Here is a 17,600-nt window from a genome sequence, read left to right on the forward strand (position 1 = left end):
CGAAATCAGCCGCCGGCTGAGTCCTTTTGCGTCGCGGAGATCGCCTCGGGCGCGGAAGCCGGCGCCGGCGCCGGCGCCTTTGCGCCGCCCGTCTCGCGGTTCATCTGCGCGACGTCCCAGCCGCCGCCCAGCGCCTTCACCAGCCCGACCGACGCCACCATGCGCTGGCCCGCGATGCTCGCGAGCTTCTGTTCCGCCGTGAACGCCGTGGTCTGCGCGGTCAGCACGCTGATGAACGCGACCGTTCCCGCCTTGTACTGATTATTAATGATGGCGAGCGCCTGCTGCGCGGACTGAACCGCCTGCTGCTGCACGACGATTTCTTTCTCCAGAATGCGCAGGGACGCGAGATTGTCCTCGACGTCCTGAAACGCGGTCAGCACCGTTTGGCGATACGTCGCGACGTTCTGATCGTAGGCGGCGCGGGCCGCTTCGGTACGCGCCGCGCGCAAGCCGCCGTCGAAAATCGTCGCGGCGATATCCGGCCCGAGCGTCCAGAAACGCGACGGCGCGCGCAGCAATTGCGACAGCACGGAGCTTTCGAAGCCTCCCTGCGCCGACAGCGTGAGCGTCGGGAAATACGCCGCCATCTCGATGCCGATCTGCTCGTTCGCCGCCGCCGCCTTGCGCTCGGCCGACGCGATATCGGGACGCCGCTCCAGCAGCGCGGACGGCATCGCCGTGGGAATGGTCGGCGGGGTGGCGTCGAGCGGCATCGCGGGGAGCGAGAACGTCGACGCCGGCTCGCCGACGAGCACCGCGATGGCATGCTCGTATTGCGCGCGTGCGACGCCGTTGTCGATGGCTGCGGCCTGCGCCGACTGCAACTGCGTCTGCGCCTGAATCACATCCGAGCGCGCGACGATGCCTTGCGCGTACTGATTCTGCGTGAGCCTGAGCGACTGCTGATACGCGGCAACGGTCTCGTCGAGCAGCTTTTGCTGCGCGTCGAGTGCGCGCAACTGGAAGTAGGTCTGCGCGAGCGTCGCCTGAGCGGACAGACGCGCGTTGGCGAGGTCTGCTGCGGCGCCCTGCTGCCCCGCCTTCTGCGCCGTCACCGTCCGGCCGATGCTGCCCCACAAGTCCGGCTCCCACGATGCATCGAGCGCGAGACTGTAGTCGTTGCCGACCGTGCTGCGGCTCGTGGCTGTGCCGGTCGTCAGGCGGCTGCCCGAACGCGACGCCGACGCGGACGCCCCGATAGTCGGGAAATACGCCGCCCGCGCCTCGCCGACGAGCGCGCGCGCCTGGCGATATGCGGCAGCGTACTGCGCGATGGTCTGGTTCGAGTGGTTCAGACGCGTTTCGAGCTCGTTCAGTTGCGCGTCGGCGTAGACGGTCCACCAGTCGCCGCGGTCCGTGCGGTCGGCGGGCTCGGCGACTTTCCAGCCTTCGGGCGCTTCCTTGAAAGCGGCGGGCATCGGCGTGGCGGGACGCTGATAATCCGGGCCGACGGCGCAACCCGCGATAAAGGCCGCGCAGGCGGCGGCAATCGCAATGGTGATCAAATTGCGAGCGGCGGGATGGCGCGACGTGATGGAAGCGGAAACGGCGGGGCGATACGGCATCTGCTTGTCGAGAATTCGGTTGGCGGCGGTTCGTCCGATGCGGCGAACGCGGTCAGCCGAGATGGTAACGGAACGCCCGCTGCGCGGTTCCGCAGCGGGCGTCGGGCAGACGTTAGGGTAACGGCTTCGCCGTAAGGCTGGTGTTACGTGCGGGAAGATATAGGTTACGGCGCGTTACTCGTGACGATGAACGCGACTTAACGGCCGGTCGAGCCGCCCGTGCACGGCCCGCCGATCAGCGCGCGGGGCGACGCACCGCCCGTTTTCTCCGCTACCGCGCCCTTGCGCCGATGCCGATTTTCGAACCAGCCCATTCCGAGCACCGCCAGCGAGCCGCCCGGCAGCAGGAACACGATCAGATAAAGCGCGAGCTTCCACGAACTCAGCTTCGGCGGGACGAAGTGACGGGAAGCACTGGCGATCGTGCTGCTGACTTGGCCGATGCGTCGGCGGGCGGTGCGGGCGGTCTCTGCGAAGCGGCTCATTTACGGTCTCTTCAGGCGTCGATGGAACGACGCGGCTGGATCAAAACATGGTCTCGGGCGGCGCATTAAGCGCGTAACTCGTTGCATAGAATAATATTGACTATGCAAGTAGTTTTCAAGATACTGGCGATTGCTTTTTCTCGCACTGTTGTTTCGCGGCACGCCGCGCCGACGTCAAACCGCATGGATAGCGAACCGCTCTACGATCCCGCCACGATCCGCCTCGAAACGAGCCTGGGGTATCACCTCGCGAAGGCGCGCAATGTGTTGATCGCGCGCACGGACGAGGCGCTGAAGCCGCTCGATCTCACGTCGCAGCAGATCGGCGTCATCCTTTCGCTGGCGTCGGGGCGGGCGCGCACGCCGCTCGAACTGTCGCGCGAGATGTCGTACGACAGCGGCTCGATGACGCGGATGCTCGACAGGTTGGAGAAGAAGGGCTTCGTCAGCCGCACGCGCAGCGACGCGGACCGGCGCATTGTCGAACTCTCGTTGACGGAGCGCGGGCTAGACGCCGCCGCTCAACTGCCGGCCATCGGCGCGGCGGTGCTCAACGAGCAGCTGCACGGTTTCAGCCGGTCCGAACTGGATCTGCTGATCGCGATGCTGGCGCGCATCATCGGCAATTCGCCAACGGACGCGAGCGCCGGCTGCGGGCTCGACGAGTCCGACGCCGACTAGAGCAATCCATCGAGTTCGGGCGGGCACGAGTTGCCCTATTCACTGTCTGGGCAGAGAATGCCGCGACACACATAATTCACGCGCTGGAGCACAACAACGATGTCGACGACCGCCACGACCGCGCCCGATCCCGCCGCCCCGGCTCCATTGACCGGCGGCATCCTCGCCTTGCTGACGATGGGCCTCGCGCTCGGCACGTTCATGGAAGTGCTCGACACGTCCATCGCCAACGTCGCGGTGCCGACCATCTCCGGCAGCCTCGGCGTCGCGACGAGCGAAGGAACGTGGGTCATCTCGTCGTATTCGGTGGCGTCCGCGATCGCGGTGCCGCTGACCGGATGGCTCGCGCGGCGCGTCGGCGAGGTCAAGCTCTTCACCATTTCCGTGCTGCTGTTCTCGATCGCTTCGGCGCTGTGCGGGTTCGCGCAGAACTTCGAGTCGCTGATCGCATTCCGGCTGCTGCAAGGTCTCGTCTCCGGCCCGATGGTCCCGCTCTCGCAAACCATCCTCATGCGCAGTTATCCGCCGGAAAAGCGCGGGCTCGCGCTCGGCCTCTGGGCGATGACCGTGATCGTCGCGCCGATTTTCGGCCCGGTGATGGGCGGCTACATCACGGACAACTACACGTGGCCGTGGATTTTCTATATCAACGTGCCGATCGGCGTGTTCTCCGCGGCTATCGCGTACTTCCTCCTGCGCGGCCATGAGACGAAGACGACGAATCAGCGCATCGACGGCGTCGGGCTCGCGCTGCTCGTCATCGGCGTCGCGAGTCTGCAAATGATGCTCGACCTCGGCAAGGACCGCGACTGGTTCAATTCGAACTTCATCGTGGCGCTGGCGATCATCGCGGCCATCTCGCTGGCGTTCATGTTCGTCTGGGAGATCACGGAGAAAGAGCCGGTCATCGACTTGTCGCTCTTTCGCGACCGCAATTTCGCAATGGGCGTGCTCATCACGTCGCTCGGCTTTCTCGCGTTCTTCGGATCGGTCGTCGTGCTGCCGCTATGGCTGCAAACCGTGCTCGGCTACACGCCGTGGCTCGCGGGACTCGCGACCGCGCCGGTCGGCATTCTCGCGCTCGTGCTTTCGCCGATGATCGGCCAGAACATGCATCGCATGAACCTGCGCGTCGTGGCGAGCTTCGCGTTTATCGTGTTCGCGTTCGTGTCGTACTGGAACTCGACGTTCACACTCGACACGCCGTTTCACGACATCGTGTATCCGCGTCTGGTTCAGGGCATCGGCGTGGCGTGCTTCTTCGTGCCGATGACGACGATCACGCTCTCCAGCGTTTCCGACGAAAGGCTCGCGGGCGCGGCGGGGCTATCGAATTTCCTGCGCACGCTGTCGGGCGCGATCGGCACGGCGGTGAGCACCACGTTCTGGGAAAACGACATGATCCGGCATCACGCCGTGCTGACCGAATCGGTCACGCCGTACGCGCAGACGACCACCGCCTATTCGGATTTGCTCGCGGGCGTCGGCTTGTCGGGGCAAGCGCTCGCCGCGCAACTGGATCGCGTCGTGGCCGCGCAGGCGTACATGATGTCGACCAACGACTTCTTCCGCATCTCGTTCTATGCGTTTCTGGTGCTCGCCGCGATGGTCTGGCTGACGCGTCCGCGCAAGGGCGCGTCGGCGTCGATGGGGCATTGACGCGCGGGCGTCACTGAATCGGCGTGACGGATTGCGCCGGCTGGCTGTCCAGATTCAGCGGCACCGACTGCATCTGCTGCGGCTGCTGCGGCTGCTGCACGGCTTGCGGCGTCGCGTTCACGGGCCGCGACGTGCCGTTGCGCACGAACTGCTTGAAGTCAGCGCCCGCCTGCCAAGGATTCGGATCGCATCCCAGTGGGCTGTCGCAGTGCGCCGCGAAGCCGATGGTCGCGGTGCCTTCGTTGCTCGGCGTCTTCGTGACCTGATAGGCAAGCGCGCGCTTGCCGCTCGACGGACCGGCCGTCTGAATCACCGAATCGGTGATGGCCTGCAACTTGTACTCCGAATGATTCGTTACCCAGACCTGAGCGCGCGCCCACCAGGCGTCGCATTCGAGCTTGCTCATGCAGGTGAGCGGCGCGGTGGCCTGCTCGATCGTCTGGCTGCTGACCTGCGTTTCGGCCGCGCATCCGGCCATCAAGGCCAGCGACGCGGCTGCGCTGATGAGTCGGTAGTTCATCGCATTCCCGATAGTCGATAAAAAGCCGATTTTGGCCCGCACGCGCGTGCGGTGTTCGGCGCGTTTCCGTCTGTTGCAAAACGCGTCGTTTTTGCCGCACGCGCCACGGCGCAGCAAGAAAAAAGTGCTGGTTATGTGCGCTCAGACACCGACGCTGTCGGGCTTGTAATTCCCGTACGCGGCGATGAACGCGTCGAACGGCTCGGTCTGCTCGCGTTCGATGGCGGCTTGTTCGGCCAGCGACTGCGCCGCGAGCGCTTCCATCTTGCGCTCTTCGTCAGGCGGCAGCGGGCGACGGCGAAAGTATTCCGCGTGCTCGCGGCTGATTTCGAGCGCGAATTCTTCGAAGGACTGCTTTCTGTCGCGCATCGTCTGAAGCACGCGCGCCGACGGCGTCAGCGAAGCATCCGCGATGCGCGGGCGCAGCGCCGTGAGCGCGCGCATGTGGTCGTCGCTGCCGGAAAGCGCGTCGAGCGTACTCGCCACCGGCTCGATCGCATCGAACAATTCGTTCGCCCATTGCTGCATGGACACTTGAGCGCCCTCGCGACGCAGCGTGAGGCCCGGCTTGCGTCCTTCCTTCGTGATGGCGCTGAAGTTGTCGTTTGCCTCGATGCTCGCCTCGCGCGGCAACAGCGGGCTGTCTTCGAGCGCGCAGTAAAGAAGATACGCATCCAGAAAGCGCGCGGTCTCCAGTGCAATGCCAGCCGGCGCGAAAGGATCGATATCCAGACAGCGCACTTCGATGTACTGCACGCCGCGCTCGGCCAGCGCGTGCAGCGGACGCTCGCCGGAGCGCGTGACGCGCTTCGGGCGAATGGTCGAGTAGAACTCGTTCTCGATCTGCAGCACGTTCGTGTTGATCTGCACCCACTCGCCGTTGCGCTGCGTGCCGATGGCTTCGTACGGCGCGTACGGCTGGCTCACGGCTTTCGCGAGCACGTCGAGGTAAGCGTCCAGACGATCGTAGCTCGGCAGCAGATCGGCCTGCGCCGGATTGTTCGTGTAGCCGAGATCGCTCATCCGCAGGCTCGTCGCATGCGGCAGGTAGAACGTGTCGCTGTCGAAGGCTTCGAGCTGATGCGGCTTGCCTTCGACGAAGCGCTTGTTCAGCGCAGGCGACGCGCCGAACAGATACATCAATAGCCAGCTCGTGCGGCGGAAATTGCGGATCAGCGCGAAATAGCGCTCCGAGCGGAAGTCCTGCAACGACAGCGTGCTCGCCGGATCGAGCGCCTGCCACGCGCGCCACACATTCTCGTCGAGCGAATAGTTGTAGTGAATGCCGGCGATGCATTGCATCGTGCGGCTGTAACGCAGCGCGAGTCCGCGGCGATACACGTGCTTCAGCTTGCCGATGTTCGACGTGCCGTAATAGCCGAGCGGAATCTCATTCTCGGGCGGCAACGCGTTGGGCATCGAGTGGTTCCACAGCAGCTCGTCGCCGAGATGCGCGTACGCGAAGCGATGGATCGCGTCGAGGCGCTCAAGCGCGCGCGCGGCGTCCGGCTCGGCGGGCGTGATGAGTTCGACGAGCGCTTCGGAGTAGTCCGTCGTGATCAACGGATGCGTAAGCGCCGAGCCGAACGACCGGGGATGCGGCGTCATCGCGAGCTTGCCTTCGGGCGTCACGCGCAGGCTTTCTTTTTCGATGCCGCGCAAGCCCTGGCGCAGGGCGTCGGCATGCGAGCCCGACGCGAGCGCGGCGAGCCTGCGCCGATACGCGCCGGCTGCGGAGTGAGCGGAATTCGTGTTTGCCATTGAAGCGTTCTGCGAAGAGCGCATGGGAACGCGCTCGGTCAAATTTTCGGGTAGCGGGCACTTTAACATCTCGGTGTTGCCCGTGCTTGGGGCGCCGATTGGCGCGGTTCGCAGCGCGATCGACGCGAAACGCCGATGCAATGAAAAAGCGCCCGCGCGTCGTTCGACGCCGGGCGCATCGGCCGAAATCCGGCGCTCAGGCGACCTTTCCTGCTTCGCTATGCGCGCGTTCCGTGTCCAGCAACGCTTCCTTGCGCGACAGCCCCCAGCGATAGCCCGCGATCGCGCCGTCCTTGCCGATCACGCGATGACACGGAATCGCGAGCGCCACCGGATTCGACGCGCACGCGCTCGCGACGGCCCGCACCGCGCCCGGCGAACCGACCGACGCGGCGATGTCCGTGTAGCTGCGCGTCTCGCCGTACGGAATGCGGCAGAGCGCGTCCCACACGCGCTGTTGAAACGCGGTCGCGCCGATGTCGAGCGGCAGGTCGAAACGCTCGCGCGTGCCGTGCAGATACGCGCGAATCTGCGCGATGAACGGCTCCATGCGCGCGTCGTCCTGCGTGCGCTCCGCGAGCGCGAAGTCGACCGCGAGTTGGTCGACGAGCGTAGCGGGATCATCGCCGAATGCGATCTTGCAGACGCCCTTGTCCGTCGCGGCGACGAGCACGGCCCCGAGCGGCGTGGCGGCGGTGGCATAACGCACGGTCAGCCCCGCGCCCTTGCGCCGGTACGCGGAAGGCGTCATGCCGAGTTCGGCGGGCGCGGCCTCGTACATGCGCGACGGCGAACCGAAGCCCGCGTCCTGCGCCGCGCGCGTAACGTCGCGGCCGCGCTGCAACGCGTCGCGCAGCGCGCCTGCGCGTCGCGCGGCCTGATACTGCCGCGGCGAAATGCCGACGATCCGCGAGAACAGCCTTTGCAGATGGAACGGACTGACATGCACGGCGTCGCTTAAGTGCGCGAGCGTCATGCGCTGCTGCGGATCGGCGTCGAGCACCTTGCACGCGCGCTCGACGATGGCGAGTTCGCGCGGCAGGCTCGTCGGCTGGCAACGCTTGCATGGGCGATAGCCGGCGGCTTGCGCTTCGTCGGTCGTCGTGAAGAACGAGACGTTCTCGCGACGCGGCGCCCGCGACGCGCACGACGGCCGGCAGAACACGCCGGTCGTGCGCACCGCGAAGAAGAATGCGCCGTCGGCTTGGGCGTCGCGCTCGGCGACGGCTTGCCAGCGGCTTTCGTCGGTTTGATAGCGGGGGAATTCGGCAGCGTTCATGATGACCTCGGCGGCTTCAGGGTACGCGTCCAATGTAAAGCCGTGCCGGTGAGGTTACGCGCCGTTCCTTGCTCTGTCATTTGCGGCTCGTCCAGCGCCGCAATAAAAAGTGACGCGCAGATACCACACTTCGACGCCATAGGGGTTTTTACTAAAATTTCTATTGCGTCGCATCAACTCGCTGTGTATGATTGGAACTGTCTCCTCCATGTCTCCTCCTGATATGGATTCAGCCCGCCGACTAGGCGGGCTTTTTTTTGCCTTCTCGCGCAGAAGGCGAAGAAAAACCGGGCGCGAAGGCCCGGTTCTCTGTATGTCGGCGCGACTTACAGCACGTAGCGCGACAAATCCTCGTCTTCCGCGACATCGCCCAATGCGCGATCCACGTACGCCGCGTCGATCTTCACCGGCTGGCCCGCGTGGTTGCCCGCCGCGAACGACACTTCCTCCAGCAGCTTTTCGATCACCGTATAAAGCCGCCGCGCGCCGATGTTCTCGGTCTTCTCGTTCACCGAGAACGCAATTTCCGCCAAACGCCGGATGCCGTCGTCGGCGAAGTCGAGTTCCACGTCTTCGGTGGCGAGCAGCGCCTTGTACTGCTTGACGAGGCTCGCATCAGTCGAATTCAGGATCGACTCGAAATCGCCTACGGACAGCGAATCCAGCTCGACGCGAATCGGGAAACGCCCCTGCAGTTCGGGAATGAGATCGCTCGGCTTGGCGAGATGAAACGCGCCGCTCGCGATGAACAGGATGTGATCCGTCTTGATCATCCCGTACTTCGTGTTGATGGTCGTGCCTTCCACGAGCGGCAGCAGGTCGCGCTGCACGCCCGCCCGCGAGACTTCCGCCCCGCCGACTTCGCTGCGCGACGCGATCTTGTCGATCTCGTCCAGAAACACGATGCCGTTCTGCTCGACGTTCTGCACCGCCTTCGTCTTGACCTCTTCGTCGTTGAGCAGCTTGCCGGCTTCCTCGTCGGTCAGGAGCTTCAGCGCCTCCTTCACCTTAACCTTGCGGCGCGTCTTCTTGCCGCCGCCGATATTGGCGAACATCGAGCGGATCTGCTCGGTCATGTCTTCCATGCCCGGCGGCCCCATGATGTCCATGCCGACTTGCGGCAACTCGACGTCCAGTTCGATTTCCTTGTCGTCGAGCGCGCCTTCGCGCAGGCGCTTCCTGAACGTCTGACGCGTGGTGTTATCGCCTTCGCTGGTCGCTTCCGCCGCGCCGAAACCCACCGGGCGCGCGCTCGGCAGCAGGATATCCAGAATGCGATCTTCCGCGCGATCTTCCGCCTTGGTGCGCACCTTCTTCATTTCCGCCTCGCGCGTCTGCTTGACGGAAATTTCGATCAGATCGCGCACGATGCTGTCGACATCGCGGCCCACGTAGCCGACTTCGGTGAACTTCGTCGCTTCGATCTTGATGAACGGCGCGTCCGCGAGCTTCGCGAGACGCCGCGCGATTTCGGTTTTGCCGACGCCCGTCGGCCCGATCATCAGAATGTTCTTCGGCGTGATCTCCTGGCGCAGCGGCTCGGCGACCTGCTGGCGACGCCAGCGGTTGCGCAGCGCGACGGCAACCGCCTTCTTGGCGCGCCCCTGACCGATGATGTGTTTGTCGAGTTCGGAGACGATTTCGGAGGGAGTCATGGTGGTCATCGCTAGGTTCCTTTATTCGATCGTCTCGATGACGCGATTGTGATTGGTGTAGATGCACATGTCGCCGGCGATGGTCAGCGCCTTTTCGACGATCTCGCGCGGCGAAAGCTCGGTGTTCTCCGCGAGCGCCTGCGCGGCGGCTTGCGCATACGCGCCACCCGAGCCGATCGCGCAGATGCCGTTTTCGGGATCGAGCACGTCGCCGTTGCCGGTGATGACGAGCGTGGCCTGCGCGTCGGCAGCGATCAGCATGGCTTCGAGACGGCGCAGCATGCGGTCCGTGCGCCAGTCTTTCGCCAGTTCGACGGCGGCGCGCGTCAGGTTGCCCTGATGCTTCTCCAGCTTCGCTTCGAAGCGATCCAAGAGCGAGAACGCGTCGGCCGTGCCGCCGGCGAAGCCGACCAGCACCTTGCCGCCATAGATGCGGCGCACTTTCTTGGCGCCGCCCTTCATGACGATGTTGCCGAGCGTCACCTGACCATCGCCGCCCAACGCGACTTTGCCGCCGCGTCGCACGGAGACGATGGTCGTGCCGTGAAATTGTTCCATGTGCGTTCCTTAAGAAAACCAGAAGAACGCGGGCGGCTTGCGATCAGTGACGAGCCGCCACGCAGTCGAGAATTCGATGGAGTGCACGGCGCGGGGTTCCGCCTGGCCGGAAGGCTCGAAGCGTACGGCGCCGCGCGCGCGCCTTCGCGATGAGCGGGCGCGTCGAGTTCAGTTTAGGGCGCGGCGGCGTTTATCAAGGTGCGGGTTTGTCGGACGCGCGAAAAGCAAAAAGGCACACGATTCACGTGTGCCTTTTGTTCGTGCTAACGCCCGACTTCGCGGTTTTTCGCGGCGGCGCGTTCCCCGTTGCGGGCGGGCCCGCACCGTTCGCCGCGCGGTTGCCGCTTCAGTCGCCGAAGAGTTTCTGGCGCAGTTCGCGGCGCTCTTGCGCTTCGAGCGAGAGCGTGGCCGTGGGGCGCGCGAGCAGACGCGGAATGCCGATCGGCTCGCCGGTTTCTTCGCACCAGCCGTAGTCGCCGGATTCGATACGCGCGAGAGATTGCTGCACCTTCTTCAGGAGCTTGCGTTCGCGGTCGCGCGTGCGCAGTTCCAGTGCATGCTCTTCCTCGATGGTCGCGCGGTCCGCCGGGTCCGGCACGATCACCGTTTCCCGCAGGTTTTCCGTCGTCTGGCCGGCATTCTTGAGAATGTCCGCTTGCAACTGCTCGAGCCGGTTCTTGAAGAAGGCGAGTTGTTCCTCGTTCATGTAGTCCTTCTCGCTCATCTTCAGGATTTCGGCTTCGGTCAAGAGTTTCGTTGTCATCTGCTTGCTTCTTCAATGTAAGGCGATGTCTTCGCAACGCCCGCACTTGCGTTGCCCGCATGCATGCAGCGTTTTGGCGTCACGCGACACTCGATGCGGGGCCGAACTCCTCTGGAAACCGATATTGGCTGCTCCGTTTCAACGCTCGCCTTGTGGCCCTCCCGGCCTGTCAGCAGATCGTCCGCCGGGGCATCCTTTTCTGACATCCGACGGCCAACGCCCGTATTCGTATGCGCCGAACGGATTCGCCCTTCTCCAGTGGGGCTGTATTGTAACTGAACCGCAATTTCCGACGATAACCGAGGAAAACCCTGTCGAAAGCCGCCGGAATTTCAAAAATATAACGCCTGAACCCGCAAAAAGCGATGTCGTTTGGTGGGCGCGACTACATAACCGCGACAATAAACGCCCACGAAAAACGCCGCCGGCGAGGCTCGCGGGCGGCGTTTAACTTCGAATCGACGTTGCGTCCCGCCTTTTCGCGCGCTTGGCGAAGATTAGCGAAATACGTGCCGCGGTTACGTCCGCGACTACTTCACCAGGCAGGCGTCGAGGCCGTCGGTGATCAGATCCTTCGGCAGCTCGATACCGATGAACACCATCTTGCTGTTCTTCTTCTCGATCGGCATCCACTTGGCGGCGAGGTCGCTGCCCATCATCTGATGCACGCCCTGAAAGACGACCTTGCGATCGACGCCCTTCATATAGAGCACGCCCTTGTAGCGCAGCAGCCGCTCGCCATAGATCTGCAAAATGCCGCCGAGGAAGTCTTCCAGGCGGTTGGGATCGAACGGCTTGTCGCTGCGATACACGAACGACTTGATCTTGTCGTCGTGGTGCGCGTGATGGTGGTGATGATGATGCTCGTGATCGTGGCTGTGGTCGTGACCGCAGGTGGCGTGGTCGTGATCGTCGTCGTGCGCGTGATCATGCGCGTGATCGTGGTCATGATCGTGCTCGTCTTCCGCGAGGAAGTCCGGGTCGATTTCCAGCTTCGAATTCAGGTTGAAGCCGCGCAGATCGAAGATTTCCTTGATGTCGGCATCGCCGAAATTGACGACCTTGATCGCCGCGCGCGGGTTCATGTGCAGCAGCCGACGCTTCAGCGCTTCGAGCGCGTCTGCATCCACGAGATCGGACTTGGTGACGAACAGCCGATCCGCAAAACCGACTTGCCGCTGCACCACTTCGTGCTGGTCGAGCTGCGCATTCGCGTGCTTCGCATCGACGAGCGTGATGATCGCGTCGAGCAGGAATTCGTCGGCGACGGTGTTATCCATGAAGAACGTCTGCGCGACCGGGCCCGGATTCGCGAGACCCGTGGTTTCGATCACCACGCGGTCGAAGTCGAGCGTGCCCGCTTTCTTACGGTTCGCGAGGTCTTCGAGCGCGCGCGCCAGATCGCCGCGAATCGTGCAGCAGATGCAGCCGTTGCTCATCTGGATGATCTGCTCGTTCGTTTCCTGCACGAGAATTTCGTTGTCGATGTTCTCTTCGCCGAACTCGTTCTCGATCACGGCGATCTTCATGCCGTGCTTCTCGTTCAGGATGCGCTTGAGCAGCGTGGTTTTGCCGCTGCCCAGAAAGCCGGTCAGGATGGTTACGGGAATCATGGTGTCGCCTGTTTCCTTGTCAGTGTTCGGAGTCGCGCGGCCGGTCGGTGGCGCACTGAATCGGTTATTGGAACATATTCGCTAAGCGGACGCTTTGCGCCGCGTGACCTTGCCGCAGCCAGATAAGGCCGCTTACGCGATTTGCAACAGCAGGCCCTTGAGGTACTCGCCTTCCGGAAACGCCGTGAGCAGCGGGTGATCGACGCCCGCAGAGAGGCGCTTCAGGATGCGCGCATCGACGCGGGCATCGGCCGCCGCCCCCGCGACGATCTTCTGGAACAGATCCGCATCGATCGCGCCCGAGCACGAATACGTGAACAGCAGCCCGCCCGGACGCAGCAGCTTGAAGCCGCTCAGATTGATGTCCTTGTACGCACGCGCGGCGCGGTCCACGGTTTCGCGCGACGGCGCGAACTTCGGCGGATCGAGCACGATCAGGTCGAAGCGCTGGCCTTCGTCGTACAGACGGCGCAGCGTTTTGAAGGCGTCGGCGTCGAGCCATTCGGCCTTCTCGGCGTCGAAGCCGTTGGCCTTGACGTTCTCACGCGCGAGCGCGAGCGCCTCGCCGGACGAATCCACCGACACCACGCGCGCAGCGCCGCCCTTCAACGCCGCGAGCGAAAAGCCGCCCGTATAGCAGAAGCAGTTGAGCACGTCGCGGCCTTGCGCGTTCTGTTGCACGAGCACGCGGTTGTCGCGCTGGTCGACGTAGAAGCCGGTCTTGTGGCCGTGCTTCACGTCGACGTGATAACGCACGCCGCATTCGTTCGTGATGAGCGTGTCCGGCGGCGGATCGCCGGCGAGCACGCCGGTCGTCTGCTCCAGCCCTTCCTTCTGGCGAATTGACACATCGGAGCGTTCGTAGACGTTCGGGCAGCCGGTCGCGGCGATCAGCGCATCGACGATCGCCGGCTTCCACGCCTCGACGCCCGTCGCCATGAACTGACAGACGAGCTGCGCATGCGAGCCTTGATCGGCGACGTAGTAATCGACGATGAGGCCGGGCAAGCCGTCCGCTTCGCCGAAGACGAGGCGCGTCGCGCCGGTATCGCGAACCATCGTCTGCCGATGCGCGACTGCGCGCTGCACGCGGCGCTTGAAGAACGCGTGATCGACGGGCTCGGCTTCGTCGAACGTCCAGACGCGCGCGCGAATCTGCGAATGCGGGCTGTACGACGCGCGCGCGAGAAAGCGGCCATCGGCGGCGCGCACGGTGACAGTCGCGCCGGGCGCGGGATTGCCGTCGATGCGCGCGATGGCGTTCGCGTAAATCCACGGATGGCGGCGAACGAGCGACTTGTCTTTCGCCGGTTTGAGCGTGATGGTGTTCATTGCGATGATGAGAGCAGCGCGCGTTGCGCCGCGGTGTTAGTCGCGCTTCTTCGCGCGCGGATGCGCCGAGTCGTAGACGCGAGCAAGGTGCTGAAAATCCAGCGATGTATAGATCTGCGTCGCGGTAATGCTCGCATGGCCGAGCAGTTCCTGCACCGCGCGCAGGTCGCCGCTCGACTGCAAAACGTGCGTGGCGAACGAATGCCGCAGCACGTGCGGATGCACATTCGCCGGAATGCCCGCCAGAAGCGCCATGCGCTTGACGCGCTCGCGCACCACGCCAGGCGACATGCGATTCCCGCGCACGGAAAGAAAAAGCGCGTGAGGATCGAGCTTGACGAATTCGCCGCGTACGTCGATCCACGCGCGCAGCGCATCGATCGCCTTGCGGCCGACCGGCACCTTGCGCATGCGCTTGCCCTTGCCGAGCACGGTGACTTCGGCGGCGGCCAGATCGAGCCAGCCGGCGGACTGATGTTCCTTCGTATCGACGTGGCGGACATCGAGCCCGACCAGTTCCGAAAGCCGCAGCCCCGACGAATAGAACAGTTCGAGCATGGCGTGATCGCGCAGCGCTTCGGTGCTGTCGGCGCGCGGCGCGTCCATCAGGGCCATCGCGTCGTCGACGGAAAGCGCCTTCGGAAGCGTCTTTTCGCGCTTCGGCGCGCGCACCGTCGCGACGGGATTCGCGGACATCTCGACGCGTTCGGCGAGCCAGCGGTAGAACGCGCGCCACGCCGAGAGCCGATGCGCGATGGAGCGCGGCGACAGGCCCGCCGCATGCGCGCGCACGACCGCGCCGCGCATGTCGGCGGCCGTGAGCGTTTCGAGCGCGCGGCCCTTGGCGAGCGCGCGCAGTTCGCCGAGTTCGTACGTATAGCCGCGCAGCGTGTGCTCCGACAGACGCCGCTCGTGTTCGAGCATCGCGAGATAAGCGGCGATGTGGTCGGCGGGCTGCATGTTGCGTCGTTCAGTTCGGCAGCAGGCGGGAGAGCGCCGCGCTCGCCAGCACGCCGATCTGCGCGAGGAAATCCGTCGCCATGCCGTCGTGGAAGCGTCGCGCGTCGGGCGATCCCATCACGAGCAGGCCGAACGCGGGCGCATCCGGGCCGGCTTGCGGATCGCGCAGCGCGACGAGCGCAATCGACTGAATGCCGCGTTCGGCGGACGCGTCTTCGAGCGAGCCGCCGCTGGACGCCGAAGCCGAGTTCGCCACGCCGAGCCACTGCGCCGCCGCGAAGCCGCTGTTCGCGCCGCAATACGGCGCGTCGAGGCTGCCCGCGAAAATGCGCACTTCCTCGCCGACATGGCGCGCGAAATCCGCCTGCCGGTACGCTTCATCGACATCCCACATGCGCAGCGCGGCATGCGGCACGTCGAACACTTCGCACAGTCCTTTGCTGATGGTGGACGGCAGCGCGTACGGATCGCGCTGGCCGGTCACGCGCACGGTCCAACGGTTGAACTTCGTGGCGATGCTGTCGTTTTCGTGGCCGTAGCGCAGCAGTTCGGCGAGCCGCCGTTCGAGCTGCTTGTTCTTGTCGCGCAGCATTTCCATCTGGCGTTCCTGCAACGACACAGCCGACTTGCCGTGCGGATTGGAAAGCCGGATGGTGCCGAGCAGTTCGGCGTGCTCGACGAAAAAGTCGGGGTTGTCGAGCAGATAGTCGGCGACTTCGCGTGGATTCATGTTTGCCTGATACGTTTGAATGCGTGGGCTCAAGTCAGCCGATGTCCGAAAGCTCGATGTCGCCTTCGAAGACCGTCGCGGCGGGTCCGGCCATGAAAAGCGCGGCGGATTCGTCGCGTGCGCCGTCCCAGCTGATCGTGAGCGTGCCGCCGTGCGTCTCGACGCGCACCGGCGATTCGAGCACGCCGCGCCGGATGCCCGCAGCCACCGCGGCGCATGCGCCCGTGCCGCAGGCGAGCGTTTCGCCCGCGCCGCGCTCGAAGACGCGCAGCTTCACCGAATGACGATCCACGATCTGCACGAAGCCCGCGTTGACGCGCTCCGGAAAGCGCGCGTGGCGCTCGATCTGCGGCCCTTCGGCGAGCACGGGATACGCTTCGACGTCGTCCACGATCTGCACCGCGTGCGGGTTGCCCATCGACACGACGGACACCCAGCACGTCTTTCCGCCGATATCGAGCGGCCAAAGCGTATCGTTGCCTTCGCTGCGGCCTTCGAGCCCGCTCGCGTCGAACGGCACGCGCGGCGGATCGAACACCGGCGCGCCCATGTCGACGGTCACTTCGCCGTTGTCCTGCATCGTCAGCGTGATGACGCCCTTCTGCACCTGCACGCGCACCGTCGAAGCAGCCGTCAGCCCGCGATCGCGCACGAACTTCACGAAGCAGCGCGCGCCATTGCCGCAATGCTCGACTTCGCCGCCATCGCAATTGAAGATGCGGTACTTGAAGTCGACGCCATCGACGGTCGGCTTTTCGACCAGCAGCAGCTGATCCGCGCCGACGCCGAAATGACGGTCGGCGAGCGCGCGAACCTGCGCGGCGCTCAGATCGAGCGCCTGCGAGTAGCCGTCGAGCACGACGAAGTCGTTGCCCGCGCCCTGCATCTTGGTGAACTTGAGTTTCATGGCCGCTATTGTATGTGAGCCTCGGTGCGGCGTTTCCTGCCGCTTGGCGCCGCGCGGCTCAATAAAAACTCGCCTCGCCCGGCGGCCGCGTCTTGAAGCGCTTGTGAACCCAGTAATACTGCTCGGGAATGCGCGGAATCTGCTCTTCGAGAAACGCGTTCATGCGGCGGGCGTCGGCATCGTCGTCGCCAGTCGGGTAGTTCTCCCACGGCTCGAAGATTTTCAGCCGATAACCCTTGTAGTTCGGCAGCACTTCGCCGATGAACGGCACCACTTGCGCCTTGCCCGTCTTCGCCAGCCGGCCGACGGCAGTCAGCGTGCACGTCGGAATGCCGAAGAACGGCACGAAGGTGGAATTGCGCATGCCGTAATCCATGTCCGCGCCGAGCATCACGGGCTTGCGGTCGCGCAGCCAGCGCAGCACGATGCGCGCGCTGTCCGCGCGGCTCGCCATGTCCGCGCCGAAGCGGGCGCGCTGCCGCTTGGCGATCTCTTCGACCTGCGGATTCGAGAACGGCTGATATAGCGATCCGCATTGCCGGTGCAGCGAGTAGTTCAGAAAGATCGACCCCGCCTCGATGCCGACGAAGTGCAGCCCGAGAAAGAGCGTGGGCGGCAGATCCGGATCGGTGAGATCGACGGCGCTGTCCACTTCGATCAGCTTTTCCAGCTTCTTCGCCGATCCGAACCACTGCACGCTGCGCTCGACATAGCTGCGAATGGCGTGGCGGAAGTGCATCTGCGCGACTTCCTCGCGGCGCTCGGGCGACCATTCGGGAAAGCAGAGCTTGAGGTTCGTATGCACGATGCGCTTGCGCCGGCTCGGAATCTGATAAAGCAGCCAGCCGAGGGCATCGCCGAAACGCGCGGTAATGCCGTAAGGAATGATCGCGAGAAACTTCAGAAAGCCGATGGCGAGCGACACGCCGATGCGCCCTAACATGACGTGCTCCCGCGAACATACGGGCGGCGGCTGCCGGCGGAGGATAAGCGCGGGACGAATGACGACAAGCGTTCGACTCTGTAAAAACACGGGAAACCGGTATAATACGGGCTTCGCCGAGTTAATGGACAACTTGCGGGGCGAAGCCGGCCTGAGCCGAATGCATGCATCGCGTGCATCGAGGTT

General features: G+C 64.4%; 16 protein-coding genes. 2 read left to right on the forward strand and 14 right to left on the reverse strand.

Annotated features, from left to right (window positions below; all coding sequences use genetic code 11):
* Window positions 1-5: 5 nt before the first annotated feature.
* Together LDZ26_RS13135 and LDZ26_RS13140 are read right to left on the reverse strand one after the other, a co-directional pair.
* Entirely contained in the window at window positions 6-1,568 is a 1,563-nt protein-coding gene (locus LDZ26_RS13135) for an efflux transporter outer membrane subunit (RefSeq protein ID WP_244847562.1), read from the reverse strand.
* 197 nt (window positions 1,569-1,765) lie between these two features.
* On the reverse strand, window positions 1,766-2,053 hold the full coding sequence (locus LDZ26_RS13140; protein WP_244847563.1) for a hypothetical protein: 288 nt from the start codon (window positions 2,051-2,053) through the stop codon (window positions 1,766-1,768).
* A 183-nt stretch (window positions 2,054-2,236) separates the two neighbouring features.
* Here LDZ26_RS13140 and LDZ26_RS13145 point away from each other — a divergent pair, with 183 nt between their 5' ends.
* Together LDZ26_RS13145 and LDZ26_RS13150 are read left to right on the forward strand one after the other, a co-directional pair.
* Complete coding sequence (locus LDZ26_RS13145) at window positions 2,237-2,734, forward strand: MarR family winged helix-turn-helix transcriptional regulator (protein WP_244847564.1); 498 nt, start codon at window positions 2,237-2,239, stop codon at window positions 2,732-2,734.
* A gap of 99 nt (window positions 2,735-2,833) precedes the next feature.
* A complete protein-coding gene (locus tag LDZ26_RS13150; RefSeq protein WP_244847565.1) occupies window positions 2,834-4,393 on the forward strand; it encodes a DHA2 family efflux MFS transporter permease subunit in 1,560 nt (519 codons plus the stop codon).
* Between the two features lie 10 nt (window positions 4,394-4,403).
* On the opposite strand, the gene LDZ26_RS13155 is transcribed toward LDZ26_RS13150, so the two are convergent.
* The 12 genes from LDZ26_RS13155 to LDZ26_RS13210 all read right to left on the reverse strand — a co-directional run bounded on the left by LDZ26_RS13155 (window position 4,404) and on the right by LDZ26_RS13210 (window position 17,414).
* Window positions 4,404-4,913, reverse strand: coding sequence for a hypothetical protein (locus LDZ26_RS13155; RefSeq protein WP_244847566.1), 510 nt, complete (start codon window positions 4,911-4,913; stop codon window positions 4,404-4,406).
* A 141-nt stretch (window positions 4,914-5,054) separates the two neighbouring features.
* Window positions 5,055-6,674 (reverse strand): glutamate--cysteine ligase, encoded by a 1,620-nt coding sequence (gene gshA, locus LDZ26_RS13160; RefSeq protein WP_244847567.1) that lies wholly within the window; start codon window positions 6,672-6,674, stop codon window positions 5,055-5,057.
* A gap of 196 nt (window positions 6,675-6,870) precedes the next feature.
* Window positions 6,871-7,953, reverse strand: coding sequence for a bifunctional DNA-binding transcriptional regulator/O6-methylguanine-DNA methyltransferase Ada (gene ada / locus LDZ26_RS13165; protein WP_244847568.1), 1,083 nt, complete (start codon window positions 7,951-7,953; stop codon window positions 6,871-6,873).
* 326 nt (window positions 7,954-8,279) lie between these two features.
* Window positions 8,280-9,617 (reverse strand): ATP-dependent protease ATPase subunit HslU, encoded by a 1,338-nt coding sequence (gene hslU, locus LDZ26_RS13170; protein WP_175938753.1) that lies wholly within the window; start codon window positions 9,615-9,617, stop codon window positions 8,280-8,282.
* Window positions 9,618-9,629: 12 nt separating this feature from the next.
* Entirely contained in the window at window positions 9,630-10,166 is a 537-nt protein-coding gene (gene hslV / locus LDZ26_RS13175) for an ATP-dependent protease subunit HslV (protein ID WP_159837392.1), read from the reverse strand.
* A 346-nt stretch (window positions 10,167-10,512) separates the two neighbouring features.
* Window positions 10,513-10,929 carry an RNA polymerase-binding protein DksA gene (gene dksA, locus LDZ26_RS13180; protein ID WP_061122132.1) on the reverse strand — a complete coding sequence of 139 codons (417 nt, stop codon included), beginning with the start codon at window positions 10,927-10,929 and terminating at the stop codon, window positions 10,513-10,515.
* Window positions 10,930-11,459: 530 nt separating this feature from the next.
* Window positions 11,460-12,542, reverse strand: coding sequence for a GTP-binding protein (locus LDZ26_RS13185; RefSeq protein ID WP_244847569.1), 1,083 nt, complete (start codon window positions 12,540-12,542; stop codon window positions 11,460-11,462).
* Between the two features lie 132 nt (window positions 12,543-12,674).
* Window positions 12,675-13,874, reverse strand: a complete 1,200-nt coding sequence (locus LDZ26_RS13190) for a class I SAM-dependent rRNA methyltransferase (RefSeq protein WP_244847570.1) — start codon at window positions 13,872-13,874, stop codon at window positions 12,675-12,677.
* A 36-nt stretch (window positions 13,875-13,910) separates the two neighbouring features.
* Window positions 13,911-14,834: a tyrosine recombinase XerC gene (gene xerC / locus LDZ26_RS13195; RefSeq protein ID WP_244847571.1), complete on the reverse strand. Its 924-nt coding sequence runs from the start codon at window positions 14,832-14,834 to the stop codon at window positions 13,911-13,913.
* A gap of 10 nt (window positions 14,835-14,844) precedes the next feature.
* Entirely contained in the window at window positions 14,845-15,564 is a 720-nt protein-coding gene (locus LDZ26_RS13200) for a DUF484 family protein (RefSeq protein WP_175938763.1), read from the reverse strand.
* 34 nt (window positions 15,565-15,598) lie between these two features.
* Window positions 15,599-16,471: a diaminopimelate epimerase gene (dapF, locus tag LDZ26_RS13205; protein ID WP_244847572.1), complete on the reverse strand. Its 873-nt coding sequence runs from the start codon at window positions 16,469-16,471 to the stop codon at window positions 15,599-15,601.
* Between the two features lie 58 nt (window positions 16,472-16,529).
* Window positions 16,530-17,414 (reverse strand): lipid A biosynthesis lauroyl acyltransferase, encoded by an 885-nt coding sequence (locus tag LDZ26_RS13210; protein WP_244847573.1) that lies wholly within the window; start codon window positions 17,412-17,414, stop codon window positions 16,530-16,532.
* Window positions 17,415-17,600 lie beyond the last annotated feature (186 nt).

Origin of the sequence: Caballeronia sp. SL2Y3, from assembly GCF_022879575.1 — a bacterium.
GTDB lineage: Bacteria > Pseudomonadota > Gammaproteobacteria > Burkholderiales > Burkholderiaceae > Caballeronia.